General features: G+C 57.1%; 26 protein-coding genes. 12 read left to right on the top strand and 14 right to left on the bottom strand.

Features of this window, described 5'->3' with window-relative positions; genetic code table 11:
- Positions 1–19 precede the first annotated feature (19 nt).
- From ACR0AK_RS09130 to glmM, 5 genes are all read left to right on the top strand, one after another.
- Positions 20–661, top strand: coding sequence for a cell wall hydrolase (locus tag ACR0AK_RS09130; RefSeq protein ID WP_170557959.1), 642 nt, complete (start codon positions 20–22; stop codon positions 659–661).
- 73 nt (positions 662–734) lie between these two features.
- Entirely contained in the window at positions 735–2,105 is a 1,371-nt protein-coding gene (locus ACR0AK_RS09125) for a multicopper oxidase family protein (protein WP_480793080.1), read from the top strand.
- 103 nt (positions 2,106–2,208) lie between these two features.
- Positions 2,209–3,129: a dihydroneopterin aldolase gene (locus ACR0AK_RS09120; protein WP_480793079.1), complete on the top strand. Its 921-nt coding sequence runs from the start codon at positions 2,209–2,211 to the stop codon at positions 3,127–3,129.
- Complete coding sequence (folP, locus tag ACR0AK_RS09115) at positions 3,126–4,124, top strand: dihydropteroate synthase (protein ID WP_480793078.1); 999 nt, start codon at positions 3,126–3,128, stop codon at positions 4,122–4,124. Before ACR0AK_RS09120 ends, folP begins: the two co-directional genes overlap by 4 nt.
- Positions 4,125–4,158: 34 nt before the next feature.
- Entirely contained in the window at positions 4,159–5,502 is a 1,344-nt protein-coding gene (gene glmM, locus ACR0AK_RS09110; protein WP_170557951.1) for a phosphoglucosamine mutase, read from the top strand.
- On the opposite strand, the gene ACR0AK_RS09105 is transcribed toward glmM, so the two are convergent.
- Positions 5,499–6,401: a DMT family transporter gene (locus tag ACR0AK_RS09105; protein ID WP_480793077.1), complete on the bottom strand. Its 903-nt coding sequence runs from the start codon at positions 6,399–6,401 to the stop codon at positions 5,499–5,501. The genes glmM and ACR0AK_RS09105 overlap by 4 nt on opposite strands.
- 73 nt (positions 6,402–6,474) lie before the next feature.
- A complete protein-coding gene (gene ilvC / locus ACR0AK_RS09100; protein WP_170412147.1) occupies positions 6,475–7,497 on the bottom strand; it encodes a ketol-acid reductoisomerase in 1,023 nt (340 codons plus the stop codon).
- A gap of 132 nt (positions 7,498–7,629) precedes the next feature.
- On the opposite strand from ilvC, the gene ACR0AK_RS09095 reads away from it, so the two are divergent.
- Together ACR0AK_RS09095 and ACR0AK_RS09090 are read left to right on the top strand one after the other, a co-directional pair.
- Positions 7,630–8,085 carry an Lrp/AsnC family transcriptional regulator gene (locus tag ACR0AK_RS09095; RefSeq protein ID WP_170557947.1) on the top strand — a complete coding sequence of 152 codons (456 nt, stop codon included), beginning with the start codon at positions 7,630–7,632 and terminating at the stop codon, positions 8,083–8,085.
- The gene (locus ACR0AK_RS09090) at positions 8,082–8,540 is read left to right on the top strand and encodes an Lrp/AsnC family transcriptional regulator (RefSeq protein WP_170557945.1); all 459 of its coding nucleotides are present in this window, start codon (positions 8,082–8,084) and stop codon (positions 8,538–8,540) included. The genes ACR0AK_RS09095 and ACR0AK_RS09090 overlap by 4 nt, the downstream gene beginning before the upstream one ends.
- Before the next feature lie 6 nt (positions 8,541–8,546).
- On the opposite strand, the gene ACR0AK_RS09085 is transcribed toward ACR0AK_RS09090, so the two are convergent.
- Positions 8,547–9,248, bottom strand: coding sequence for a GntR family transcriptional regulator (locus tag ACR0AK_RS09085; protein ID WP_480793076.1), 702 nt, complete (start codon positions 9,246–9,248; stop codon positions 8,547–8,549).
- Positions 9,249–9,478: 230 nt separating this feature from the next.
- Between ACR0AK_RS09085 and ACR0AK_RS09080 the strand changes: the two genes are divergently transcribed.
- On the top strand, positions 9,479–10,606 hold the full coding sequence (locus ACR0AK_RS09080; RefSeq protein ID WP_480793075.1) for an aminotransferase class V-fold PLP-dependent enzyme: 1,128 nt from the start codon (positions 9,479–9,481) through the stop codon (positions 10,604–10,606).
- 11 nt (positions 10,607–10,617) lie between these two features.
- Here the strand turns inward: ACR0AK_RS09080 and ACR0AK_RS09075 are convergent, their stop codons facing one another.
- From ACR0AK_RS09075 to ACR0AK_RS09065, 3 genes are all read right to left on the bottom strand, one after another.
- Positions 10,618–11,814, bottom strand: a complete 1,197-nt coding sequence (locus ACR0AK_RS09075; RefSeq protein WP_480793074.1) for a UbiH/UbiF family hydroxylase — start codon at positions 11,812–11,814, stop codon at positions 10,618–10,620.
- Between the two features lie 76 nt (positions 11,815–11,890).
- Positions 11,891–12,139 (bottom strand): hypothetical protein, encoded by a 249-nt coding sequence (locus ACR0AK_RS09070; protein WP_480793073.1) that lies wholly within the window; start codon positions 12,137–12,139, stop codon positions 11,891–11,893.
- 86 nt (positions 12,140–12,225) lie between these two features.
- A complete protein-coding gene (locus ACR0AK_RS09065) occupies positions 12,226–12,870 on the bottom strand; it encodes a pyrimidine 5'-nucleotidase (protein ID WP_480793072.1) in 645 nt (214 codons plus the stop codon).
- Between the two features lie 100 nt (positions 12,871–12,970).
- Here ACR0AK_RS09065 and ACR0AK_RS09060 point away from each other — a divergent pair, with 100 nt between their 5' ends.
- Complete coding sequence (locus tag ACR0AK_RS09060) at positions 12,971–13,618, top strand: GntR family transcriptional regulator (RefSeq protein ID WP_170557933.1); 648 nt, start codon at positions 12,971–12,973, stop codon at positions 13,616–13,618.
- Between the two features lie 3 nt (positions 13,619–13,621).
- Here the strand turns inward: ACR0AK_RS09060 and ACR0AK_RS09055 are convergent, their stop codons facing one another.
- Entirely contained in the window at positions 13,622–15,490 is a 1,869-nt protein-coding gene (locus ACR0AK_RS09055; protein ID WP_480793071.1) for a glycosyltransferase, read from the bottom strand.
- Positions 15,491–15,572: 82 nt separating this feature from the next.
- The gene (gene carA / locus ACR0AK_RS09050; protein ID WP_480793070.1) at positions 15,573–16,739 is read right to left on the bottom strand and encodes a glutamine-hydrolyzing carbamoyl-phosphate synthase small subunit; all 1,167 of its coding nucleotides are present in this window, start codon (positions 16,737–16,739) and stop codon (positions 15,573–15,575) included.
- A 183-nt stretch (positions 16,740–16,922) separates the two neighbouring features.
- On the opposite strand from carA, the gene ACR0AK_RS09045 reads away from it, so the two are divergent.
- Complete coding sequence (locus ACR0AK_RS09045; RefSeq protein ID WP_170557927.1) at positions 16,923–17,408, top strand: GatB/YqeY domain-containing protein; 486 nt, start codon at positions 16,923–16,925, stop codon at positions 17,406–17,408.
- 21 nt (positions 17,409–17,429) lie between these two features.
- On the opposite strand, the gene ACR0AK_RS09040 is transcribed toward ACR0AK_RS09045, so the two are convergent.
- The 4 genes from ACR0AK_RS09040 to ctaD form a co-directional block, all read right to left on the bottom strand.
- A complete protein-coding gene (locus ACR0AK_RS09040) occupies positions 17,430–17,924 on the bottom strand; it encodes a DUF2244 domain-containing protein (RefSeq protein WP_480793069.1) in 495 nt (164 codons plus the stop codon).
- Between the two features lie 44 nt (positions 17,925–17,968).
- The gene (locus ACR0AK_RS09035) at positions 17,969–18,568 is read right to left on the bottom strand and encodes a DsbA family protein (protein ID WP_480793068.1); all 600 of its coding nucleotides are present in this window, start codon (positions 18,566–18,568) and stop codon (positions 17,969–17,971) included.
- 105 nt (positions 18,569–18,673) lie between these two features.
- Positions 18,674–19,702, bottom strand: a complete 1,029-nt coding sequence (locus ACR0AK_RS09030) for a bestrophin family protein (protein ID WP_480793067.1) — start codon at positions 19,700–19,702, stop codon at positions 18,674–18,676.
- A gap of 149 nt (positions 19,703–19,851) precedes the next feature.
- Positions 19,852–21,510: a cytochrome c oxidase subunit I gene (gene ctaD, locus ACR0AK_RS09025; protein WP_170557919.1), complete on the bottom strand. Its 1,659-nt coding sequence runs from the start codon at positions 21,508–21,510 to the stop codon at positions 19,852–19,854.
- Positions 21,511–21,799: 289 nt separating this feature from the next.
- Here ctaD and ACR0AK_RS09020 point away from each other — a divergent pair, with 289 nt between their 5' ends.
- The gene (locus ACR0AK_RS09020) at positions 21,800–22,219 is read left to right on the top strand and encodes an HIT family protein (RefSeq protein ID WP_480793066.1); all 420 of its coding nucleotides are present in this window, start codon (positions 21,800–21,802) and stop codon (positions 22,217–22,219) included.
- Between the two features lie 11 nt (positions 22,220–22,230).
- Here ACR0AK_RS09020 and ACR0AK_RS09015 read toward each other — a convergent pair whose 3' ends face one another.
- Positions 22,231–22,650, bottom strand: coding sequence for a MerR family transcriptional regulator (locus ACR0AK_RS09015; protein ID WP_480793065.1), 420 nt, complete (start codon positions 22,648–22,650; stop codon positions 22,231–22,233).
- A gap of 83 nt (positions 22,651–22,733) precedes the next feature.
- Here ACR0AK_RS09015 and ACR0AK_RS09010 point away from each other — a divergent pair, with 83 nt between their 5' ends.
- Positions 22,734–23,681 carry a cation diffusion facilitator family transporter gene (locus tag ACR0AK_RS09010; protein ID WP_480793064.1) on the top strand — a complete coding sequence of 316 codons (948 nt, stop codon included), beginning with the start codon at positions 22,734–22,736 and terminating at the stop codon, positions 23,679–23,681.
- A 298-nt stretch (positions 23,682–23,979) separates the two neighbouring features.
- On the opposite strand, the gene lipB is transcribed toward ACR0AK_RS09010, so the two are convergent.
- A complete protein-coding gene (gene lipB / locus ACR0AK_RS09005) occupies positions 23,980–24,636 on the bottom strand; it encodes a lipoyl(octanoyl) transferase LipB (RefSeq protein WP_480793063.1) in 657 nt (218 codons plus the stop codon).
- Position 24,637 lies beyond the last annotated feature (1 nt).

The raw sequence follows: 24,637 nt of genomic DNA, 5'->3' as shown, positions 1-24,637 counted from the left end.
GCCTGTGCGAGGTTATCTGATGCTACGATACATAATGGCTGTTGCCACATTGGCAGCAACCGTGCTGCCGAGTGTTTCCGTCGCTGAGAGGGAAGCCACCGAATCTGCCAAACGCGAACTTGTGACCCGGAGCGAATTGCCCGGGCAAAACTTTCGCGACTATCTGAATCTGTTCAAGCCCCGTAAGGCGCCTGTGCTGGAAAAAGTTTCGTATTCAAAGTCCTGGTTGGATCAACTCCCCAAGGCTTCCGGAGACGAGAACTTTAAATGTCTTGCCGAGGCGCTGTACTTTGAAGCGCGCGGTGAAAGCGTGCGCGGTCAGTTTGCCGTGGCCGAGGTGATCCTGAACCGGGTCAAAAGCAGCCGCTTTCCAAGCTCGCTGTGCGGGGTGATCAAGCAGGGAACCGGCAAGAAGTACCAGTGCCAGTTCACCTACACTTGCGATGGTCAAAAGGAAGTAATCCGCGAGAAAAAAGCCTATGAGCGTGTGTCCAAGGTTGCCCGCGCAGCAATCGACGGCGTTGGCGTGGGGCTTACCGAAGGGGCGACTCACTATCACACCAAAGCCGTGCGCCCGTCATGGTCGCGTGTTTACAAAGAGACCGCTCGGATCGGGGTCCATATTTTCTACCGCCACAACTATCGGACCGCGAGCAACTGATTGACGCACCCGCGCTGGAACCTTGATGGCGCGGGGCAAATCATGACCTATGTAGCGGGCCAGGAGGTCCGCTATGATTTTATCCCGCAGACGGTTTTTGCAAACTTCGACAGCGCTTGCGCTGCTGCCACGGGCGGCGCATGCGGTCAGTTCTGATCTGATCGCGCAAGAAGCGATGCAGCAGATTGCCCCGTCGGGGTATCCGGCCACGCCGGTATGGACTTATGGCGGCTCTGTGCCCGGGGTCGACATTCGCGTACCTCAAGGCGGGCGTGTCAGGCGCAAACTGATCAACAATCTGTCCCAACCCACGGCAGTGCACTGGCACGGAATTCGGATCGACAACGCAATGGATGGCGTGCCGGGGTTGACGCAGGACGCTGTCGAGACGGGCCAATCCTTCGACTATGATTTTGTTGCACCCGATGCCGGAACGTATTGGTATCACTCGCATAACAGATCCATGGAACAGGTCGCCCGAGGTCTGTACGGATCTTTGATCGTTGAAGAATCCAGCCCGCCGGATGTTGATAAGGATATGACGCTGATGCTGGACGATTGGCGTCTGGATCCAGAAACGGCGCATGTCGTGGATGATTTCGACAATGGGCACGATCTTAGTCATGCAGGGCGGCTGGGTAATCTCGTGTCCGTCAATGGCAGCTTTGATCCGGCTTACAACGTTGGATCGGGGGAACGCCTGCGATTGCGCCTGATAAACGCATCTAACGCTCGAATATTTGATTTGGCCTTGGACGGGCTGACGGGATGGATTGTGGCACTGGATGGCATGCCGCTGACAACGCCACTGCCTGTCGAAGGCGACTTCCCCCTTGCACCGGCACAACGCGCGGATCTTATTGTGGACGTGACCGCCCCGTCGGGGGACGTTGCCAGCCTTGCCAGTATCGAGCGGGACGGCGGGTACGGCATAGTACGCTTTACCGTCACCGAAGAATCCACACAGCGACGGCAGGGTGTTGAGGCGTTGCCCGCAAACAATATGCCGGAATTTCAATATGATGACGCACCGCTGCATCGCATGTCCCTGCAAGGCGGCGCGATGCGTTGGCTTGAAGGGGCGAAGCTTGGCGATCAGGACCTGACGGGACGTGAGCTGGCGCAACTCGGCCGGTTCTGGGCTCTGAACGGATACGCTGAACGCCCCAAGGACCCGTTTTTGGATGCGCGTCAGGGGCAGGTACACCGGATCGAATTTTTGAACGAAACTGCCTTTCCTCATGCAATGCATCTGCATGGTCACCACTTCCGAATTATTCTGCCGGATGGCAGTTTGGGGCCGTGGCGTGACACGGCATTGGTTGACCGGGGACAAACCCGACAAATTGCACTTGTGACGGACAACCCGGGCGATTGGCTGCTGCATTGCCATATGCTGGGACATGCCGCATCGGGAATGATGAGCTGGTTTCGCGTCAGCTGACGCCGCATTCGATGGCTGGAAAGACGCATGTTGCGGTGTTATACGCGCGCGCATCGTTTATTTTGGGCAAACACGTCCACAAAGCCCGAAGAGGTTCGCCTGTATGAGCTCTGAAATCCGTCTTGCCTTTGCGCATCCGTCCGAGCGGTCCGAAGCGACCGCCTCTCGGGGGCCGCTGGATCGTATTTCCTTGCGCGATCATATCGTCGAGGTGGAGATCGGCGCGTTTCAGGCCGAACGTGGTACGACCCAGCGGATTTGCTTTAACATCGTGGTTGAAGTTCGCCCCTTGAGTGATCCCATCGACGATGACGTGGATCGCATCTTGTCGTACGACCGGGTGACCGAAGCGATTGCATTTGAGCTTTCGGCCGAACGGCTTAATCTTCTGGAAACTCTGGCGGACCGCGTGGCGGAACGTATTCTACTTGAGCCTCAGGCTGTAAGAGCTTTTGTGAGAATAGAAAAACTTGACCGCGGCCCCGGCGCCCTAGGAGTTGAAATTGTTCGCGGAAAAGACAATGCCCATCACGACGTCGTCGAGGAAGAGCGCCCCCATCCGCGTTTGGCCTTTCTATCGAACGAGGCTATCGTCTCGCCCAATCTGACCGGGTGGATCGACCAACTGGAAAACCGTGAACGCCCTCTGATCCTGTGCGTCGGCGCCGCAGATATGCCGGTTTCCCAAACCGGCCATGCGATGACCCAACGCCGTATTGATCTGCTGGCCATCGAACAGAACGCGTGGGTTCTGGCCGCGCGCGATCACCGTTGCGTTGTCGTCTCAACACGGACTGAGCTGGATTGGGCCATGAAAAACGGCCAAATTTGTGTCTGGGCGCCCTCGAAAATAGTTCTGGACGCCGTCGATGGTCCGTCTGCTGCACCTTCGGATGCGGTCGCGCTGGCCGCATGGTTTGCCGCCACTTTTGAAGCGAGCGAGATGATGGTGATAGGCGGCGCGCTGCCCGACGCCCCGAAAACCCCATTGCGCGCGATTTCGGTGGATCAGGCGCAACTGTGACCGCGTATTTTCGTCCTCTGGTTCAGCATGGTCCGAACCGTCCGTCGGGTTCCGTACCATTAGCGGGCCAGCCGCTTTGGTTTACCCATGTTGAACGGTTAAGCCGAAAAGAACGTCCAAGGGTCATTGCTGTGCAGGATGTACCTGGCGATGCGCTGGACCGCCTTACGCGTCCGCGTGCCGATGTCGCGGGCCTTGCCATGGATCGCCCGCATATTATGGGTATTCTGAATGCAACGCCGGACAGTTTTTCGGATGGTGGCGTGCACAACTCGGTTACTGCCGGGCAATCTGCGGCCGAGCAGATGGTGTCACACGACGCAACCATTCTGGATATCGGTGGAGAATCGACCCGACCCGGAGCGAGTTTTGTTCCCGAAGACGAAGAGATCGCCCGGACCCGCCCGCTGATCGAGGCTATCAAGTCCCGTACGGATGCGTTGATATCCATAGATACGCGTAAGTCCGCCGTCGCCAAAGCCGCGTGGGAAGCCGGGGCAGGGCTGATCAACGACGTCACCGGCTTTACCTATGACCCGTTGCTTGCGCCATTTTGTGCCGAAGTTGGGGCGCCGGTTTGTGTGATGCACATGCAGGGTGATCCGGCCACGATGCAAGATAACCCGACCTATGAGGATGTCCTGCTGGACGTCTATGATTTTCTGGAGGGGCAGGTCGACAACCTAGAAAAACTGGGCTTGAACCGAGATCGGATCATCGTCGATCCGGGCATTGGCTTTGGTAAGACTGAGGCGCATAATCTGGCTTTGCTGCAGAGGATCAGCCTGTTTCACGGTTTGGGCTGCCCGATACTGTTGGGCGTGTCCCGAAAAGGTATGATTGGGCAAATTGGCAGAGAGCCGCGCAAGGACGCCCGTGCGCCGGGATCTATCGCAGTAGGGCTGGCCGGATTGTCCCAAGGCGTTCAAATTTTGCGCGTGCATGATGTGGCTGACACGGCTCAGGCCTTGCGCCTTTGGGCTGCCGTCCGGTAAGGCGGAGACAGGCAAGAAGTGACGGAGTGATATTATGCGCAAGCTGTTCGGAACCGATGGGGTAAGGGGTACGGCAAATACCCATCCAATCACGGCCGAAATGGCATTGCGCATCGGTGCAGCCGCTGGTCGCTATTTCCGCCGCGACCAATCCGACGTTCACCGTGTGGTAATCGGTAAAGATACAAGACTGTCCGGTTATATGCTGGAAAACGCTCTGACGGCCGGTTTGACCTCGACAGGTATGAATGTGCTGCTTCTTGGGCCTGTGCCAACACCCGCAGTCGGGCTGATGACACGGTCGATGCGTGCTGATCTGGGGGTCATGATTTCGGCCAGCCACAACCCTGCCGAAGACAATGGCATCAAGTTCTTTGGCCCGGATGGGTACAAACTGTCCGATCAGGCAGAAGCCGAGATCGAGCGTCTGATAGAAGAGGGCGTTAGCCCCGCGCAAGCGCAGAATATCGGTCGCGCCCGACGCGTGGATGATGCGCGTTTTCGGTATGGTGAGCGGGTAAAGTCCTCGCTGTCGCGCGACCTGCGTTTGGACGGGCTGAAAGTAGTGGTGGATTGTGCAAACGGGGCTGCGCACCGTACAGCGCCTGAGGTTTTGTGGGAATTGGGTGCCGAAGTGATCCCGGTAGGGATTGCGCCCAACGGTAAGAACATCAACCTTAATTGCGGTTCGACCAAACCACAATTGGCTGCGGAAACGGTTGTCGCTCATGGCGCGGACGTCGGAATTTGCCTGGATGGTGATGCCGACCGCGTGGTCATGGTCGATGAACACGGGCAAGTCGCAGATGGCGATCAGCTAATGGCGCTTTTGGCGACCAGCTGGGCCAAAGAAGAACGGCTCAAGGGGGGTGCGCTGGTCGCAACTGTCATGTCGAACCTTGGTCTTGAAAGGCATCTGACCAAACACGGTTTGCGTCTGGAGCGGACCGGCGTCGGGGACCGCTATGTCGTTGAACGTATGCGTGAAGGCGGGTTCAACCTGGGCGGCGAACAGTCCGGCCACATCGTGATGAGCGACTATGCGACAACGGGAGACGGCCTGATGGCAGGTCTCCATTTCCTGGCTGAGATGGTTCATACAGGCCGCAATGCATCGGAACTGTCGGTGCAGTTCGAAACCGTTCCACAAATGCTGAAGAACGTGCGTTATGGCGAAGGACAAGCCCCGCTTGAGGCCACCAGCGTGCAGGCTGCGATTTCTGACGCCGAAGCACGGTTGAACGGGCAGGGTCGCTTGCTGATCCGTAAATCGGGCACAGAACCTCTGATCCGTGTAATGGCGGAATGCGAAGATGATGACCTGTTGAACCAGGTTGTTGACGGCATCGTCGCTGAAGTCGAAGCCGTCACAAGCTAGCGGCCTGTCAGCATCTTTCGAAGGCTGAACCACTGGCTGATGGCCAACCCTGTCAGGATCATGGCAAGTGCCACGTAAAACCGGAGCGGCAAAGCTTCGGACAACACCCACGCGCCGAACACCATCGACCAGATCGGCACCTGATAATTGACCAGTGTCATGAAGACGGACCCTGCACTGCGAATGACAGACACGCGCAGCAGTGTTGCGAATGCCGTGGGCACCAGTCCCAAGACGATAATGGCAATGCTCGGACGGGTGCCTTCCCAGGTCGGCACGCCTTCGGTCACAAACATGATTGGCAGTAGGATCACTGCGCCCACCAGCAAGGTCAGAGCGGCCAGAACCACCGGGTCAATGGGCGGGCATTGGCGGGTGAAGATCGACGCGAAGGAATAACATAGCGCTGCCCCGATGCAGGCCAGTTGCGCCAGTGGTTCCGCCCCTTGGCCGAGCTGTGCCAAACCGGGGCCGATCAGCACCAATGCGCCGCAAAAGCCTAGGGTAACGCCCACCAACCGCCTGAGGTTCAGGGGCTCGTCCGAGAAGAAATGAGCCAAAGGCAGCACCATCAGCGGAATTGCGGCCATCGACAGGCCCGCGAAGGCTGAGGGTACGTATTGCTGACCCCAACTCAGCAAAACAAAGGGCAGGGCGGATGACAGAATGCCAATTACGATGACCGAGGTCCAAAGTGCAGCAGACCCCGAGGGCAATTTGCGGTTCGTGGCCGCCATTAGTCCCAGAAGCATCACGGCGCCCAGCGTCGTCCGCGCGGTGGCGACGGTGATAGGTCCATACCCTTCCAACGCCATGGCAACGACCATGAACGTACCGCCCCAGATCAGGCCAAGGGTGATAACGCCGCTCCAATCGCGGGATGTGGGTTGCTGGACCATCTTCGTCTCGGCTTAGGGTATGGACAAAAAAGGGCGGCCAGAAGGGCCGCCCTTTCGCATTCGCCTGATGGGATCAGTTCTTTTCCTGATCGACCAGCTTGCCGGCCGAAATCCACGGCATCATGTCGCGCAGTTTCTTACCAACCTGCTCGATCTGATGCTCATCGTTGTGACGGCGTGCTGCTTTGATGGTCGGTTGACCAACAGCGTTCTCAAGCATGAAGTCACGTACGAACTTGCCGGTCTGGATGTCCGACAGGGTCTCTTTCATCGCCTTCTTGGTCTGCTCATAAGGCAGGATCCGCGGACCGGTGACGTACTGGCCGTATTCGGCTGTGTTGGAGATCGAGTAATCCATGTTGGCAATGCCGCCTTCATAGATCAGGTCAACAATCAGCTTGGTTTCGTGCAGACACTCGAAGTAAGCCATTTCAGGCGCGTAGCCTGCCTCAACCAGCGTTTCAAAGCCGCAACGGATCAGCTCAACGATGCCGCCGCACAGAACTGCCTGCTCACCGAACAGGTCGGTTTCGCATTCTTCGCGGAAGTTGGTTTCGATGATGCCCGAGCGGCCGCCACCGATGGCCGAGCAGTAGGACAGGCCGATTTCCAGCGCCTTGCCGGTTGCGTCGCTATCCACCGCAACAAGGCAGGGCACGCCGCCGCCTTTGACGTATTCGCCGCGCACGGTATGGCCGGGGCCCTTGGGGGCCATCATGATGACGTCGACGCCTTCTTTCGGCTCAATCAGGCCGAAGTGTACGTTCAGGCCGTGGGCAAACGCGATCGCGGAACCCGGCTTGATGTTGTCATGCACGTATTTCTTGTAGGTCTCGGCCTGCAGTTCGTCGGGCATGGTGAACATGATGACATCACACCAAGCGGCCGCTTCGGCGATGCCCATGACTTCCAGGCCTTCGGCTTCGGCTTTCTTGGCCGATGCAGATCCTTCGCGCAAAGCGACGACAAGGTTTTTCGCGCCCGAGTCGCGCAGGTTCAGTGCGTGGGCATGGCCTTGGCTGCCATAGCCCAGGATCGCCACTTTCTTGTCTTTGATCAGGTTGATGTCGCAATCGCGATCGTAATAGACGCGCATGTCGCCGGTCCTTTCTGGTTAGATTGCCGAGGGTTTTACCTGCCAGACTGTGTATTGGCGATAGGGTTAGCCTTGAGTATTTGTAAAAAAGATGAAGAATAATTCTTGAAACTGTAGATTCGTGAAAAATTCATGCTTGATGATTTAGACCGCCGAATCCTGCGCCACTTTCAGGCTGATCCCAGTCTGACCGCCGCAGAACTGGCCGAACGTTGCCGTATCAGTCAGGGCGTCTGCTGGCGTCGGGTCGAAAAGATGCAGGCGGCGGGGATCATTCTGGGGCAAGAGGCTGTGATTGACTGGGCGGCGCTTGGGTACGCCGTTGAGGTTTCGCTGCGGGTCACACTGGACAAGACGCAAGCCCGCGCGTTTGACGAATTCACTGCGGCCGCCCGGCAGGTGCCTGAGGTGATCGAATTGCAGACCTTTCTGGGCCGGGTAGATGTGCGCCTCTCGGTTATTGCCAGGGACATGGCACATTACCAACAACTCTACCGCGACCGCATTCTGACCCTGCCGCATATCGCGGATATCGAGGCCTTGATGCACATCGCGCGGGTCAAAAGCGAAGAGGTCCTGCCGGTATGACCGATCTGGATGAACTTGACCGAAAGATACTGCGCGCGCTGGCGCAGGATGCTTCGCTAAGCGCGGGGGCGTTGGGGCGTAACCTGGGATTGTCACAACCCGCGACATGGCGGCGAATTCGACGGCTGGAAACCTCGGGCATTATCAAAGGCAGAAGGCTACGCCTGAACGCCGAGGCTTTGGGGTTCGGCGTGACGGTGTTCCTTGGCGTAAAACTGGCACGCAAGGGACAGATCAGTTTGGAGGATTTCGAGCGTGCCGTAAGTGCGATTCCCGAAGTTCAGACGGTCGAGCATGTGCTGGGTCTGTACGACTATCGCCTGCGGGTTGTTGCCCGCGATTTGTCGGATTTTGAGCGTGTCTTGCGCCGCCGGATCATGACCTTGCCCGGCGCAGGAGATGTCGAAGCCAACGTTCTACTGAGCGAGGAACGCCTGCCGGGCCCGATCGGATAGACCTGATCAGTATCGTGTGCGGATGCAATATCCCGGATGATGTGTCATCCGGGCAAAAGCCATCGGATTGCCGTTTTTCCAGGTCGTGCGTTCTAGCTGGATCATGGATGCTCCGGCGGTTGTCCCCATGAATTCCGCCAGACGTCCGTCGGCTGAGATCGCGCAAAAGGCGACTTCCGCTTCGGTAAACGGAGAGGCGTTTAGAAGCCATTCATGCGGGCCGTGACAGCTTAGGTCAGCGTGTTCGATTTCAGGCACCGCATCTATGTTGATCCAGCGTTCCTCAAGTTGGAAGGGACGGTTGTCGGCATAGTGCATGCAGATGACATGCAAAACGCGAATGTCCGCCGAAACACCGATCTGCGAGGCCAGCCAACCGGGGCTTGCGACCACGTTGCGTTCAACCAACGAGTACCGATAGGTTGCATTTTGGCTTTCAACTGTTTGACGGGCTAAAGAAAATTCCAGCTTTGCATGCTTGCTGGGTTCCTTTTTGACGCGGGTCCCGCTTTTGCGTTTGCGTTCGACAAAGCCCTGATCGGCAAGCTCGCGCAAGGCGCGGTTCACCGTCGCGCGGGCGCAATTGAATTCCTCGGCAAGCTGAGTTTCGGTTGGCAGAAGCGATCCCTGCGGCCAAACGCGGCTTTCGATCCTCCGTTTAACTTCGTCCCGTACAACTTGAAAACTGATCCGCTTTTGCGCATTCACCTGTCGAAATACCTTTCTTCCACAAAGTGAGTGCATCTGGTCAGAAACACGTCAAAGTGTAAAGGGCTACTGACACTAATTGGCGTCATTTATTAGCGAATTCGACGAACAATGTGTCATTTGATTATTTTGTTTTCGGGTTCCCTTGGGGCAGGTATTCAGGTTCAGTACAGGTCGCGACAGATTAAACCGGGTCGTGAGTCCGCTGACACAATTTGAAAGGACAAACCATGCCAGCGCTATTGGATACCGTTGATCCCTCTGGGCTCGAAGAGTTCTCGGTCGTTTTTACCGATAGATCATTGAACCACATGTCGGTTCAGTTTCAACAGGTTATGCGCGACATCTCTGGGTTGCTGAAGGATGTATATAACGCAGATGGCGTGGCAATAATCCCCGGTGGAGGCACCTATGGGATGGAGGCCGTCGCCCGGCAATTTGCGCGCAACGCGAATGTTCTGGTCGTTCGGAATGGGTGGTTTTCCTATCGCTGGAGTCAGATTATCGAATCCGCTAGCCTGACGGCATCAACCACGGTTCTCAAGGCGCGGCAGACCGGCAATTCCAGCCCTTCGCCCTTTGCCCCGGCACCGATTGATGAGGTTGTTTCAGCAATTCGTGAACAACGCCCGGATGTCGTATTCGCTCCGCATGTGGAAACCTCGGCAGGGGTTATTCTGCCCGACGATTACGTAACAACCATGGCTTCTGCGGCGCATGAGGTTGGGGCTTTGATGGTGCTGGACTGCATCGCATCGGGTTGTGCCTGGGTCGACATGAAGGCGACCGGAGTGGACGTTCTTATCTCGGCCCCCCAGAAAGGGTGGAGCGCATCGCCCTGTGCAGGCCTTGTCATGCTGTCCGAGCGTGGCGAGGCGCGGTTGGAAGAGACGACTTCTGACAGCTTTGCCGTTGATCTGAAGAAGTGGCGGCAGATTATGCAGGCTTATGAAAATGGCGGACATGCGTATCACGCAACCATGCCAACGGATGCGTTAAAGGCGTTCCGGGATACGATGGTCGAGACCCGTGACTATGGGTTTGAAAAACTGCGCGATGCACAATGGGCATTGGGGGATGGTGTGCGGGCCATGCTGCGGGATAAAGGCATCGTCTCGGTTGCCGCAGACGGATTTGGTGCGCCGGGGGTTGTGGTCAGCTATACGGCGGACCCGGACGTTCAGAACGGTAAGAAGTTTGCCGCTTTGGGCATGCAGATCGCAGCAGGTGTGCCATTGCAATGTGATGAACCCGAAGGGTTCAGCACTTTCCGTGTTGGCCTGTTCGGCCTGGACAAATTGTACGATGTCGACGGCACCATCGGACGTCTCAAACGTGTGTTGGATCAGGTTCTTTGAGCTCCGGGGCCTTAGCGTACGCCGAGGCCCATTTGCATCAACGTCTTGCGAATGGGCGGTAGGGAATAGAGAGCGTTCAGACCCATGGCCCGCACGTCCCTTAACGGCCGCGCTTCGATCATCGAGGCGCGGTTCAGCAGGTCGATGCCTTTGACGCGCATCTCGATTTCGGTATGGCGGGCCTTATGATAGGCGTCGAGCATCTGCGCATCGCCCAAGCCGTCGGGGCGAGCTTGTGCAAGATCTAGCAGGCTGCGCAGATCGCCCAGCGACATGTTCAGACCCTGCGCGCCAATAGGGGGCACCACATGGGCGGCTTCGGCCATTAGCGCGACACGTTCGCCTGAAAGACGTTCAGCCGACTGGCTGATGATGGGCCAGATGGTTCGGCGAGAAGCCAGTTTCAACGGTCCGAACAACCCACAGGAACGCTCGGTCATCTGATCCTCAAACGACTCGGGCTCGGTGTTCAGCAACTCAACTGCGCGGGGGCCGCGCTCCATCCACACGATCGCCGAAGACGGCTGCCCTTGCCAGTCGGGGAGGGGAACCAGGGTGAATGGCCCGCCAGAGCGGTGAATTTCAGTTGAAACGTTGTCGTGTGGAATCGGGTGTGTGACCGCAAAGGCCAGTGCCTTTTGGCCATATCGGGTCGTATGGACGTTGATACCAGCGGCCTCTCGCATTGGGGAGCTGCGCCCGTCTGCAGCAACCACCAGTTTACTGCGAATGCGACTGCCGTCACTCAGCCCCACGCGCGCTTCGGCTGTGCGAGTGAACAGGCTGGCGGTGCCTGTACCGGGGCGGAAATCGACGTTGGGCAGTTCCGCCAGACGCGCCACCATCTCACGCCGCAACAGCCAGTTGGGCAGGTTCCAACCGAACGGCTGGTCTGAAATATCGGCGGCGTTGAAATCGCGCACCACGCGGGGTTCGGGCACGTCACCGCCGGCGTCCACAATGCGCATAATCTGCAAAGGGGCTGCGTGTGCGTCCAGCCGTTGCCACAAGCCGCATTGTTCCAGCAGCCCGTGTGCAGGTTGGAGAAACGCGGTGGTCCGCAAATCAGAACCGTCCACGTCACGCTCGGTGATAGGAGGGGCCGGGTCGACGCAAACAACGTCGAAACCTGCGGTTCCAAAGGCCGCCGCAGCGGTCAGTCCGGCGATTCCTCCGCCGGAAATCAGGATGTCACAGCTGTCTTTCATGACCTTGGCCTCCGAGTGTTGCCCAGAACCTAGTGCGGTTCTGCATCGGGTGCCAAGTGACATCCTGTCTCGCGTTTCAGCCGCGTGAGATCAGAATGAGGATCAGGAACATTACCGGCACCATCATTACGGCTGGGATGTATAGGCCCGGCAAACCGAACAACAGGGCGGAACAGCCCCACATGCTGAATATCGCGGCCGCAGTATAGCCCCAATCTTCGCCCTTGGCATCCGCGACATCGCGGGCCATCCATCCAAACAGGGGAACTGCAAACAACAGGCGCTGCCAGATGGGCAGGCGTCCGGGCATCTCGATCGCGCTCATGGGGTCTCCGATTCTGTTCGTCGCTGAGGCGCATATAGGGACGATGCTGCACCTGCAGAATGTGCAGATCGTCGCAGTGTGACAGCCTATCGCAGGCGGGCCAGAAACGCGGTCAAATCGTCGGTATGGTGGTGGATATGATCCGCCTCATGCGGCTCAGGTGCGACGTGGACAGTGCGCATGCCCATTGCATGAGGGGCCGCCAGATTGCGCGGATCATCTTCGAACATTGCCGCTTTGGCCGCGTCGATTCCATCTTGTGCAAAGATAGTCTCGAAAGCGGCCAGCTCGGGTTTTGGCCGATAGCCCGCATGTTCAACGCCATAGATCGCATCGAACAACCCGCTGAGGCCGCGTGCTTCCAACACCCGTTCTGCGTAGGGCGCGCTGCCGTTTGTGTAGACGATGCGACGTCCGGGTAGCGATCGGATGTGATCGGCCAGTTCGGCGTCAGGGTCCATATGGCTCATGTCCACCTGATGCACAGCATGCAGATAAGGATCAGGGTCCAGATCGTGCTCGGCCATCAACCCTGCCAGCGTAGTGCCGTATTCCCGCCAATAGTGCGAGCGCAGACGATCCGCTTCTGCCCGCTCGACGCCGATGGCCTTTACCACATAGTCCGTCATCAGAACCTCGATCTGATTGAACAGTTGCATATGAGGCGGGTACAGCGTGTTGTCGAGGTCGAAGACCCATTGGGTGACGTGCGTAAAGGAAGGTTTGACCATGGTTTGGGTTTAGGCCGACGTGCCACGGTTTTCAATGCTACACTTGATTGCGAGGGGTTGGGGCGGATAGACATGTCCGAACGAGGAGACAAACCACCCGATGCCCCAATCCAGACAGCCCAATAAAGACGCATACAGTCTAATTCTCGAAGCAATAGACGTAGGCGTTTACAAGCCTGGTGACCGATTGGTCGAAAGTGAGCTGGCAGAGCGATTTGGCGTGTCCCGCACGCCGATCCGCGAAGCGTTGCAGCGGCTTGAAACTCAGTCCTTGCTGGAGCGTGACGGGCGATCCCTGATTGTGGCTTCGCTTGACCACAACCAAATGGCCGAGCTTTACGTCGTCCGGCGTGAGCTGGAAGGGTTGGCAGCAAAGCTGGCCGCGAAACACGCCACCGAAGAAGAGATCAAAGTGCTGCAGGACATGGTCGCTGCCGATGATGCATTGGTGGATGATCCAACAGCGCTTTCGAGGGCCAACAGGCGGTTTCATGAACAAATCCATTTGGCGTCACACAATAGATATCTGGTGCAACAGCTGGACCTTGTTCATCGCACAATGGCGCTGATGGCAACGACATCCTTGGCAGTTCAGGGCCGTGGCGAGATTGCTCAGAGCGAACACAAGGGCATAGTCGAGGCGATCGCCGCACGGGATGAAGAGGCGGCAGAACACGCGCTGAAAGAACATATTTCGGTGGCCTTCATGACGCGCCTGAAACAGGATGCAGTGCTGCGCGAGAAGTGACGCTTAGTGCGGCTGAACTTCTTCTCGGGCGTGCCCATGCTGGGTTTTGTCCCAGAAGAACGGGTTGCTGGCCAGCTCCCACAGGGCTTTGTAAGCGGCCAGCACGCCCAGCGGAAAATACAGGGGCATCGTTGGAACCCATGGCATCAGGAACCGCCTTTCTGGCGCAGCAACGGCCAGCATTCCGACAATCAGGTTGGTCATCTCGGCGGTCAGAAATACGCCGATAAGTGCGTAGAAGAACCAGTCTGACAAAAGTGGATCAAAAGGGCCGGGCAGGCCCAATGACGCCAACCAAAACAGCCATAGGACCGGTGCCAATAGAAACTGACCAATCGTGCCCAAAAAGAACGCCTGAACGCCAAGAAATCGCTTGAGCCCAATGTCGTTCAGCAGACGCAGCGGTGCGCGCATGTGCACGAGATAGGTCACCATGAACCCCTTCAGCCAGCGTGAGCGTTGTTTGACCCAGGGCCAGGCGCGAAAGTTCGCCTCTTCATAGGTGGTGGTATCGACCATCTCGGTCCGGTATCCCGCACGGCTGAGACGTACGCCCAAATCTGCGTCTTCGGTCACGTTGTGGGCATCCCAGCCGCCAAGCTCCAGCAGTTTGTCTCTGCGGAAAAAGAAAGTTGTGCCACCCAACGGCACGACCAGACCCAGGTTCGAAATGCCCTGCAAAATGATCCGAAACCAACTGCTGTACTCGATTGTAAAGCAGCGTGACCGCCAATTGGTGCGCGGGTTGTAATAATCCAGAACGCCTTGCAGGCACACGACGTCCTCGCTGGCCCGCGAGAAATGTCGGACCACCCGTTCGATCTGATCCGGTTGCGGTGCGTCTTCGGCATCCCAAACCCCCAGAATGTCGCCTCGGCAAAAATCCAATGCGTAGTTCATAGCGCGAGGCTTGGTCGTCAGGCCGTTCAGTTCGGGAACTTCCACAGTTCTGATCCAACTGGGCAACTCCACCCGACTTACTGTCGCCCGCGTGACCTCATCCGAGGCTTCCAAAACCAGTATGACATCCAATAACGCCTTTGGGTACGTCAGGCGTTGAAGCCGCTTGATCAAAGCGCCAGCTATTTCTCTTTCTTTGTACAGGGGTACCATCACTGAAACGCGAGGTAGCCGCAGTGGAACAGGCTCGGGACTCTGGCACCGTTGACGAGTTCTCATGAGGTACGAGACTAAGCCCGCTATCCTCAAAGCCATGAACAGAAGCAGCGAAGCCACGGCAGTGGTCAGCAGAACAGACAACCCGATCAGAGGAAACGCCGCAAAAAAGCAAAGAAGTCCTGCAATCGCAACTATAGGACCCACGCGCGCTGTTGGTGTCCAGGACCGACAGCTCTGATCTTCGTCGACCCGAGCTTCTGCGCCTTGGGCCAAAGTTTCCGAAAATGCGTCGGCGATTGCGTGATCAATTTGACTGGTTGACGCAAGTACTGGTGAGACCGTGTGTTCAGTGTGGGACAGGGCGGCGCGAACAGCGGCAAAACGGTCCGGATTCGCGGTCGCGATAAGCAGGATGGGGCCGATACGTCGCCACGGGATAACGTTATGCTTTAGCCAAAACTCGACCGGTTTGATGTTACATAAAGTCCGAGTGGGTGGTGTGTCTTCCAGATCGACAACTTGCAGGTTGGTCTGCTCGGACAAGGCGTCCATGATGTTCTGACGGCTGATCCATCCCTCTCCAACAAGGATCTCGCCTAAGGGGGCCTGTTGCCTAGATTGCAGATGCAGCGCTTTTTCCAACTGCGCAGGGGTAATACACCCGCGTTCTATCAAACAGGTTCCGAGGGGCTTCCGCTCCCGAACGGAAATCGGCGCGGCGCGCGCGAAATGCTGCAGGTTTAGTTCGACCATTAAAAAACCCTGACGCGGTGATCCCGGCGTCAGGGTTGCTCATTCATGGTTAACAGCGCGTTAACACTAAACGATCAGGCAGTTAAGCCTGTGCTTTCTTACCCGCCATTGCCTCGGCAAAGCGTTCGAACAGATAAAAGCTGTCCTGAGGGCCAGGCGAGGCTTCGGGGTGGTACTGCACCGAATAGACCGGACGACCCGACATCCGAATGCCGCAGTTCGAGCCGTCAAACAGCGAGCGATGCGTTTCGACAACGCCATCCGGCAGAGTTTGCGCGTCCACCGCAAAACCGTGGTTCATCGAGGTGATCTCGACCTTGCCGGTATCCAGATCCTTGACCGGGTGGTTTGCGCCGTGGTGGCCGTGATTCATTTTCACGGTCTGACCGCCCAGAGCCAGCGCCAGCATCTGGTGCCCGAGGCAAATGCCAAAGACGGGCAGGTCGGTTGTGTCCAGAACCTCTTTAATCATCGGTACGGCGTATTCACCGGTGGCTGCGGGGTCGCCGGGGCCGTTCGACAGAAACACGCCATCAGGATTATGGGCCAACACCTCGGCGGCAGTCGCCGTCGCAGGCAGAACCGTGACATCGCAACCAGCCGAGGCGAGGCAGCGCAGGATATTGCGCTTTGCGCCAAAATCGACGGCGACAACCTTGTGCGCCGGAGCCTCCTGCGGTTTGTAGCCATCCGGCCAGGCCCACCGCATCTCGTTCCAGCGATAGCTTTGAGCGCAGGTCACATCTTTGGCCAGGTCCATGCCTTCCAGGCCGGCAAAACCGCGTGCGGCTGCAACCAGAGCCTCGATGTCGAAATTGCCATCCGGGTCATGCGCCAGCGCCACATGAGGTGCACCTTGCTGACGAATGGCGCGGGTCAGGCGGCGCGTATCCACGCCACCGATGGCAATACGTCCGCGCCGAGCCAGCCAGTCCTTCAGTTCCTCGGCTGAGCGCCAGTTAGACGGTTCGGTGGGGTCCCATTTGACGACCATTCCGGCAGCAACGGGATCGCTGGTCTCGTCATCCTCGGGGTTCACGCCAACGTTGCCGATATGTGGGAAAGTGAAGGTCACAATCTGTCCCGCATATGAAGGATCGGTCATGATTTCCTGATAACCGGTCATGGCCGTGTTAAAGCACAACTCGGCGACGGTCTGACCGGTGGCGCCGAAGCCCATACCGTAGAACAAAGTACCGTCGGCCAATGCCAGACATGCGGTGGGCTTGGACGGGGCGTTCTGGGCCATTGCGCGACTCTCCTACAAGGTAAACCGGCGCATAACTAAGGGGGTTGTACGCTCGGGTCAAGTCTGTTCAATTTTTGGGCTATTGTTTTAAATCAATGAGTTAGCTATGTTCGCCCCCTGTTGTGTCGCGCTTTTTGTTTCGATATGGTCGGGGTTCCTTTGCCATGGGGATGGACAGAACATATGGATATGCGATCAAGGGTGAACACAGCCCTTAAGCAAGCGATGAAAGACAAGGACGCCGAGCGCTTGTCGACGCTGCGCCTGATTAACGCTGCGATCAAGGACCGTGACATCGCGTCGCGTGCGTCTGACAACGAAGAAGCCAAAGGCTGCGGTGACGCAGAGGTACTTGAGATTCTTGGCAAAATGACCAAGCAACGCAAGGAAAGCGCCCGTGCCTACGAAGAAGGCGGCCGGCTGGACCTGGCCGAGCGGGAACTGCGCGAGGTCGACGTGATCGAGGAATTCCTGCCCAAGCAGTTGGACGATGACGAAGTCAGCAAAGCGATTCAAACCGCAATCACGGCCACAGGCGCCGGTTCGATCCGCGATATGGGCAAAGTGATGGGCGAGTTGAAAACCCGTTACACCGGTCAAATGGATTTCGGTAAGGTCGGCCCGATGGTCAAAGACCAGCTTTGCGCCGGTGCAAGCGGCGGCTGCTAAGTCCTTTTCTTTTGCCAAAAGCTAAGGCTGCGCGACGGGTTCGCGCAGTTTTTTTGTGAGCTCATCATAGAGCGTAATCCGTTCTTCCTCAGACAGAAACGCACCAATTTCAACCTCGCGACCATCTCCGGTCAGCGTGACATAGTTTGGGACCGGGCCGCCGCGCTCGTGCATTTCGGGGCGCGCCCAATAGCGGTTACAGGACCATTCCTGCTGCCCTCGCTGCGGGTGATGCTGCACCAGGCGCGCCTGCGTGCCGGTCAAAGTAAACACCTCGAAGATGCTGCGGGCCCGGTAATTTGAATGGATTGCCAGCCACAGGCCTAGAACCGTGAGCAACATGAACGGTAGCAAGCCCCACAACAAAACCGAGCCCAGCACTGCCATGAGAGGGATCAAACCAAACAAGAAGACTGCGAACACAACGCGCATCGCCCAGCGTGGCGGCAGAGAGTTATGCGGCCACAGGCGCAACTCTTGTTCGGAATTTGACGTTTGATTCCATCGGTAGGGCATGACGCGAAAATAGCGCAACACTTGCTTGTGTCTAACAGGAAAGATCAGATGACGTGACCGACTCTGGCCCAGGACAGCGCGTCGTCCAGCCTATCGTCGCCCCAGAAAACCTCGCCGCGCACGACCATGCTGGGAGCGCCGAAAACACCCAGCTTAGTGGCCTGCTCGGTTTCGGTCTCAAGCGCCGAGATCGTGTCCGGGCTACGGGCGCGCGCAATGGTCAGTCGCGGGTCTTGCTGGCACCGATGCAAGGCTTCTGACAGCGCTGTTTCGCTGCCTGCTTCGATTCCTTCTTCGAACCAGATGCGATACAGGTTTTGGGTGAAGGTTTTGCCCCAACCGTCTGACATGCCCAGCACTGCCACCTGGTTGGCTAGCGCGAGATCCGAGATCGGATAGGGCGCAGGAAGCGTGGCGTGTAGGTGGTACTTGGCCGCTCGCCGTTCGATATCCCGCCACATGTATGCGGATTTGATGGGTTTGCCGGAAAAAGGAATGTTCTTTTGCTCGGACATCACTGTCCGGACATTGAAAGGCCGCCAATTCACGGTGGCGTCATGCTCATCGCACCAGTCATCCAAACGCATAATCGTCAGGAAGCTGTATGTGCTTCCGATGGAATACCAAAAATCAATTTCAGGCATCTGTTCACTCCGATCTCAGAGTTTCAGGACGTATGATACCCTAATTCGGACAGATTATCGAACGCGTCCGGAAATGGCGTTGAGAACCCGCCAAAACTGGTTGCCCTATATCAGGGCTTTTTCGATAGGTTTCACAGGTTGTGGCGCAACGCCGAATTCGGTCATCTGACGTAAGTCGATCTCGATGGTCCGACACAGGGCCGAGATCGGGACGTCGGTGACATCCCCTTCAAACGGATCCTCCATCGACGCGCTGACGCGTTCGGTGACAAAGAAGATCCAGCAGACCAGTGCCCCTACGGGCGCAAATGTCAGCCAGTCAAAGATCACAAGCTGCCACACAGAGAAATCTGTTCCGGCGACAACCGATCGCTCGTCGTTGAATGCCAATGGGAGCATGAAGATGAAGATCCAACTGAAAACCCGTCCGACTTCGGCAACCTGTCTGGGAAACGGCGTGTTCTTGATGCGCTCGCACTGTCCCTGTGTAGTCGTAAACCGGGCGAGGCGGTCCATCAGGGCGACGTGCCAAAACGGATCAATGCTATGGTTGCGCGCCAACTCTGCTATCTTTTCGCCCTGAAGAAACATCAGATAGGCCGCCCGATTGCTCTTGCCCTCAAGCCTTGGCAAGTCGCATTGCAACTGGTGTTCCCGCCAGCAGTCGGGGTTTTGATGCAGTTCGGCGTAGTCGGAAATAGGTTTGTGCCCAAACATCCAGGGGCGTCGACTGCGTCCTGTCGGAGAAGGTTGGCGCAGCTGAAATGCCAGCATATTGAGCCAAGCGATGTGACGTTCGATCAGTTCGTTGCGCAGCGCGGGGTCAATTGGCGTGCCGTCGGGCAGTACCAGATTGCTGATGGTGTTGCCCCAGTCCCGGCTGGCGTTGACGATCTCGCCCCAGATGCTGCGCGCCTCGGACCATCGCCCAAAGGCCGAGGTATTCTTGAAGCCAAGAAAGAATGCCACAGCCAGTCCTAGCATGGTGACGGGCGGACTAGGGTTCGAGATCAACTCGATTGTGGTGAGTTCGTCTGCCAGTACAACCAGCAATGTCCATGTCAGCACGATGCAGATAAAGCCAAAGGAGCCTTTGACCATCTGTCGTACAGTAATTCCATCGTGAAGGATCATGACCGATCAGGTCCTACGCAATTTGTGATTGCAAGACAGTCTAACGGCTTATTCTCGGGCAAGTCTATGCTAGCGCTGTTTTAATCCGGAGGTCTGAAAAATGAAAAGCCCCGCGTTTGCGGGGCTTTCCAGATCGTGTTCTGCAGGGATTAGTGGGCGTGGCCCTTGTCCCAGTCTTCCTGCTTTGGCAGCTGCTCGAACGTGTGTTCGGGCGGCGGGGTAGGCAGGGTCCATTCCAGCGTGTCCGCGTATTCGTTCCACGGGTTCGGACGTGTTTCTTTCGCGCCGCGTAGCAGTGCGTAGATCACGATGCCGAAGAACAGCAGGAACGAAGCGAACGAGATGAACGCACCAATCGACGATACAAAGTTCCACTGAGCGAATGCCTCGGGGTAGTCGATGTAACGGCGCGGCATGCCCTGACGGCCCAGGAAGTGCTGCGGGAAGAAGGTCAGGTTGGCGCCGATGAAGAACAGCCAGAAGTGAACCTTGCCCCAGAATTCCGAGTACTGACGACCTGTCATTTTCGAGAAGTAGAAGTACACGCCCGCGAAGATCGCAAAGACCGCACCCAAGCTCATCACGTAGTGGAAGTGCGCAACCACGTAGTAGGTGTCGTGGTAAGCACGGTCCACACCAGCCTGCGACAGGACAACGCCAGTCACACCACCAACGGTGAACAGGAACAGGAAGCCAAACGCGAACAGCATCGGCGTCTTGAACTCGATTGAACCGCCCCACATTGTCGCAATCCATGAGAAGACCTTAACGCCTGTCGGAACCGCGATGACCATCGTGGCCAGCATGAAGTAGGCCTGCTGACGCAGCGACATGCCAACGGTGTACATGTGGTGCGCCCAAACGACGAAGCCCAGAACACCAATTGCGATGATCGCCCAAACCATCGGCAGGTAGCCGAAGATTGGCTTGCGTGCGAAGGTCGCAATCACGTGGCTGATGATACCGAAGCCGGGCAGGATCACGATGTACACTTCCGGGTGGCCGAAGAACCACAGGATGTGCTGATACAGGATCGGATCGCCGCCACCGGCTGGATCAAAGAAGGTGAAACCAAAGTTGCGGTCCATCAGCAACATGGTGATCGCGCCTGCCAGAACCGGCAGTGACAGCAGAATCAGCCACGAGGTGACGAAGATCGACCAGCTGAACAGCGGCACCTTGAACAGGGTCATGCCCGGGGCACGCATGTTCAGGAAGGTGGTGATCATGTTGATCGCGCCGAGGATCGAGGAGGCGCCCGATACGTGCACGGCGAAGATCGCAAGGTCCATGGACATGCCGCCTTCGGTCGTGGACAGCGGTGGGTAGAGAACCCAGCCAACGCCCGAACCAAGCTGGTCGTTACCACCGGGGCTCAGCAGCGAAGCCACGCCCAGCGATGTACCAGCGACGTACAGCCAGAAGGACAGGTTGTTCATCCGCGGGAACGCCATATCCGGCGCGCCGATCTGCAACGGCATGAAATAGTTGCCAAATCCGCCGAAAAGGGCAGGGATGACCACGAAGAACATCATCAGAACACCATGGTAGGTGATCATAACGTTCCACAGGTGTCCGTTGGGGGTACATGGGTCGGCCATAAAGCCTTCAAGGCACATGTACTGAACACCGGGGTGCATCAGCTCGAGCCGCATGTAGACGGTCATCATAACCGAGATCAGACCGGCGAGTGCCGAGACGATCAGGTAGAGAATCCCGATGTCCTTGTGGTTGGTCGACATGAACCAGCGCTGGAAAAAGCTGCGCTGGTCTTCATGGTCGTGACCATGAATGGCTGCGTCTGCCATTATAGGTGCCTCCTGTTGCAACTACACCGCGCAGTCGGACCTCTCCAACGCGCGGGATTCCTGCTGGTTTTAGATTGCGGGGGGGCGACCTTCAATGGTCGAGTTTGATCTGGATCAAGATTAATTGTCGCGGGCAGGAGGGCGACCCGAGAAATTTTCACCAAATTCCGCTCTGATCTGGGTATCTGCGCCGCAATTTCAAGGGGACGGCGGCGAATTGCGTTCCCCGCTTGACCCGGGCCCGGGCGCGCCGCAGAACTGTCGGCAATACCGCAATCGGAGAATTGAAATGACTTCCTATGATCCCGAAAACATCTTTGCCAAGATATTGCGCGGAGAAATCCCTTCGACCCGCGTCTACGAAGATGACGACACGCTGGCCTTCATGGATGTTATGCCGCGTGCGGATGGGCATCTTCTGGTGATCCCCAAAACTCCGTGCCGCAACATCCTGGATGCTTCGCCGGAACAACTGGCAGCGGTTACGGCAACGGTTCAGAAACTGGCTAAGGCGGTTGTCGCTGCGTTCGATGCGGATGGGGTCACGATTCAGCAGTTCAATGAAACCGCGGGAGGGCAGGAGGTCTTCCATCTGCATTTCCATGTCCTGCCGCGCCATGATGGCGTCGCGGTGCGCGCACCCGGCACGATGGGTGATTTCGAGCTGATTGCCCAGCATGCCGAAAAGATAAAAACTGCGCTGAACTGATCGACTGGCAATTACTTCGAGTGCGACCCCAAGCACTCGCTATGGTCGCCAAATGCATGAAGCACGGCGCAGACATGGTCGTGCTTCCCGTCGCAAGATTTGGAAATTCGGGTCAGTTCCTCCTCGAGGCTTCGCAGACGGGCAATGCGATCCCGGAGGTCGGCCAGTTGCTTTTCGGCGATTTCATGCGCTCGGTTAAGATCGCCGCCCGATGCACCCTCCAAGGACAGCAGACCCTCGACATCGGCCAGCGGCAATCCCAGATCGCGGCAATGGCGTATGAAAAGCAGCCGATGTAACGATGTGTCATCATATCGGCGTTGATTGCCTGCTGTTCGGTCCGGGCGCGGCAACAGCCCTTTTTCTTCGTAAAACCGAATTGTCGGAATCTTGACCCGAGTTCGGCGCGACAGATCTCCAATCGAGTACATATTTTTCCTCAAGGCTCTTGAACCTCTAGTTACTAGAGGAATTACATGCGGTGTGCAGTCGTAAATAGGAACACAGAAACAAGATGGCACACGATCATTCTCACAAAGGGCACAGCCACGCACACCATCACATTGACCCCAAGGCCGGGGATGTGCGTGTAATATGGGCCATTGCCGTCAACATGTTCCTGACACTGGTGCAAGTTATCGGCGGCATTTTTTCTGGATCACTAGCGCTGATTGCCGATGCCCTGCATAATTTCTCAGACGCCATCGCACTGGTCATCGCCTTTTTTGCGCGCAAAATCGCGCGCCGCCCGGCCGATCCGCGCATGAGTTTTGGCTATGGTCGGGCCGAGGTCGTCGCCGCGTTGGTCAATTACACCACTTTGATCGTTCTATCGGTGTACCTGTTCTACGAAGGTGTGATGCGGTTTTTTGAACCCGAGCCGGTAAATGGCTGGATGGTGGTCTGGATCGCTGCTCTGGCGTTGATCGTGGACCTTGTCACCGCGGCGCTTACCTACACGATGGCCAAGGACAGCATGAACATTCGGGCGGCTTTTCTGCACAACGTCGCGGATGCTCTGGGATCGGTGGCCGTTATCGTCGCCGGTACGGCCGTGATCCTGTTCAATTGGACATGGGTCGACCCCGCCGTGACGATCCTGATCTCGGTTTACATCCTGTGGCATGTCAAAAGCGAAATTGGCGAAACGATCCGCGTTCTGATGATGGCTGCACCCCCCGACCTGGACCCGGAAGAGGTTGCCGCGGCGATCGAGAACGCACCAGGAGTGTCAGGGGTACACCATATTCACCTGTGGAGCATGCAAGAACGACAACCTGCGCTGACCGCCCACCTGGTCGTGGATGCAACCGTCTGGGCCGACGCTGAAGGGGTGCGGTCCCGCGTCAAACAATCGCTCCGCGATCAGTTCGGCATCGGCCATGCCACATTAGAGATCGAGCAGGCGCACCGTGCATGTTCCGGTCCATCTCGCTTTGGGCATTTAGAAGAGAAGCTATAGATCAGAATGCGAATTGCCGCTCCGATTTGGGGTCGGAACGGCAGACTCGTTAACAAAAAATTTTCCGACTTCTCAGGATGACCCAAGATCACCGGTTAACACACCACTCACTCTAAGAACGGTAAGATCATACTACCCGCAATCACGCGTGATGTATCCATTTGAGTGAGTTTTTCGTTAATTTGCCCTATTTGAACTGTAGCCATTGGGAAATTTTGGCTCGGTACGGAAACAGAGGGGGTAAGATTTGTGGGATTGTTAACAAGGCACTAACTCTGAACGATTCGCGTATGCCGACTCAGGCTCTATCGGGGGCAAAAACCTCTGAGAAGGTTTTCCGCAAAGCCGCGTCCACGTCCACTAGTGTGACAGGCAACCCCAGATCGACAAGCGATGTGACACCATGTTCGGTGATGCCGCAGGGTACGATGCCCGAAAAATGTTCGAGGTCAGGTTCGACATTGATCGAGATGCCATGGAAGCTAACCCACTTACGCAGGCGCAATCCGATCGCTGCAACTTTGTCCTCGGCGGGTTGGCCGGATGTCGTCAGCGGTTTGTCACTGCGCCGCACCCAAACGCCAACGCGCCCGTCGCGGATCTCGCCAGTTACGTTGAACTCGGCAAGCGCTGCGATCACCCATTCTTCCAGTTGTTTGACGAACCGGCGCACATCCTTGCCACGTTTGTTCAGGTCCAACATCACATAGGCCACGCGCTGACCGGGGCCGTGATAGGTGTATTCACCACCTCGTTTGGCCTCATAGACCGGAAAGCGATCTGGATCAGTCAGATCTTCAATCCGTGCCGAGGTGCCGGCGGTGTAAAGGGGTGGATGCTCCAATAGCCAGACACACTCATCCGCTTCACCGGCCGCAATTGCGGCCACGCGCGCCTCCATGAAGGCGACGGCGTCGTTGTAATCGGTCAGCCCGTCAGTGATCTTCCATTCCATG

The organism is Ruegeria sp. BI12 (assembly GCF_056537985.1).
Note: the sequence above shows the minus strand (reverse complement) of the source record. Positions and strands in the feature narration are given on the sequence as shown.

Excerpts from the sequence above, each read along its gene's own strand:
- ACR0AK_RS09040 (WP_480793069.1), bottom strand. The coding sequence starts at position 17,924 with ATGCCCTACCGATGGAATCAAACGTCAAATTCCGAACAAGAGTTGCGC.
- ACR0AK_RS09070 (WP_480793073.1), bottom strand. The coding sequence starts at position 12,139 with ATGAGCGCGATCGAGATGCCCGGACGCCTGCCCATCTGGCAGCGCCTG.
- ACR0AK_RS09045 (WP_170557927.1), top strand. The coding sequence starts at position 16,923 with ATGGATATGCGATCAAGGGTGAACACAGCCCTTAAGCAAGCGATGAAA.
- lipB (WP_480793063.1), bottom strand. The coding sequence starts at position 24,636 with ATGGAATGGAAGATCACTGACGGGCTGACCGATTACAACGACGCCGTC.
- carA (WP_480793070.1), bottom strand. The coding sequence starts at position 16,739 with ATGGCCCAGAACGCCCCGTCCAAGCCCACCGCATGTCTGGCATTGGCC.
- ACR0AK_RS09105 (WP_480793077.1), bottom strand. The coding sequence starts at position 6,401 with ATGGTCCAGCAACCCACATCCCGCGATTGGAGCGGCGTTATCACCCTT.
- ACR0AK_RS09035 (WP_480793068.1), bottom strand. The coding sequence starts at position 18,568 with ATGCCTGAAATTGATTTTTGGTATTCCATCGGAAGCACATACAGCTTC.
- ACR0AK_RS09125 (WP_480793080.1), top strand. The coding sequence starts at position 735 with ATGATTTTATCCCGCAGACGGTTTTTGCAAACTTCGACAGCGCTTGCG.
- glmM (WP_170557951.1), top strand. The coding sequence starts at position 4,159 with ATGCGCAAGCTGTTCGGAACCGATGGGGTAAGGGGTACGGCAAATACC.
- ACR0AK_RS09060 (WP_170557933.1), top strand. The coding sequence starts at position 12,971 with ATGCCCCAATCCAGACAGCCCAATAAAGACGCATACAGTCTAATTCTC.
- ACR0AK_RS09010 (WP_480793064.1), top strand. The coding sequence starts at position 22,734 with ATGGCACACGATCATTCTCACAAAGGGCACAGCCACGCACACCATCAC.
- ACR0AK_RS09065 (WP_480793072.1), bottom strand. The coding sequence starts at position 12,870 with ATGGTCAAACCTTCCTTTACGCACGTCACCCAATGGGTCTTCGACCTC.
- ACR0AK_RS09080 (WP_480793075.1), top strand. The coding sequence starts at position 9,479 with ATGCCAGCGCTATTGGATACCGTTGATCCCTCTGGGCTCGAAGAGTTC.
- ACR0AK_RS09020 (WP_480793066.1), top strand. The coding sequence starts at position 21,800 with ATGACTTCCTATGATCCCGAAAACATCTTTGCCAAGATATTGCGCGGA.
- ACR0AK_RS09130 (WP_170557959.1), top strand. The coding sequence starts at position 20 with ATGCTACGATACATAATGGCTGTTGCCACATTGGCAGCAACCGTGCTG.
- ACR0AK_RS09075 (WP_480793074.1), bottom strand. The coding sequence starts at position 11,814 with ATGAAAGACAGCTGTGACATCCTGATTTCCGGCGGAGGAATCGCCGGA.
- ilvC (WP_170412147.1), bottom strand. The coding sequence starts at position 7,497 with ATGCGCGTCTATTACGATCGCGATTGCGACATCAACCTGATCAAAGAC.
- ACR0AK_RS09055 (WP_480793071.1), bottom strand. The coding sequence starts at position 15,490 with ATGGTCGAACTAAACCTGCAGCATTTCGCGCGCGCCGCGCCGATTTCC.
- ACR0AK_RS09090 (WP_170557945.1), top strand. The coding sequence starts at position 8,082 with ATGACCGATCTGGATGAACTTGACCGAAAGATACTGCGCGCGCTGGCG.
- ACR0AK_RS09030 (WP_480793067.1), bottom strand. The coding sequence starts at position 19,702 with ATGATCCTTCACGATGGAATTACTGTACGACAGATGGTCAAAGGCTCC.
- ACR0AK_RS09015 (WP_480793065.1), bottom strand. The coding sequence starts at position 22,650 with ATGTACTCGATTGGAGATCTGTCGCGCCGAACTCGGGTCAAGATTCCG.
- ctaD (WP_170557919.1), bottom strand. The coding sequence starts at position 21,510 with ATGGCAGACGCAGCCATTCATGGTCACGACCATGAAGACCAGCGCAGC.
- ACR0AK_RS09120 (WP_480793079.1), top strand. The coding sequence starts at position 2,209 with ATGAGCTCTGAAATCCGTCTTGCCTTTGCGCATCCGTCCGAGCGGTCC.
- ACR0AK_RS09095 (WP_170557947.1), top strand. The coding sequence starts at position 7,630 with ATGCTTGATGATTTAGACCGCCGAATCCTGCGCCACTTTCAGGCTGAT.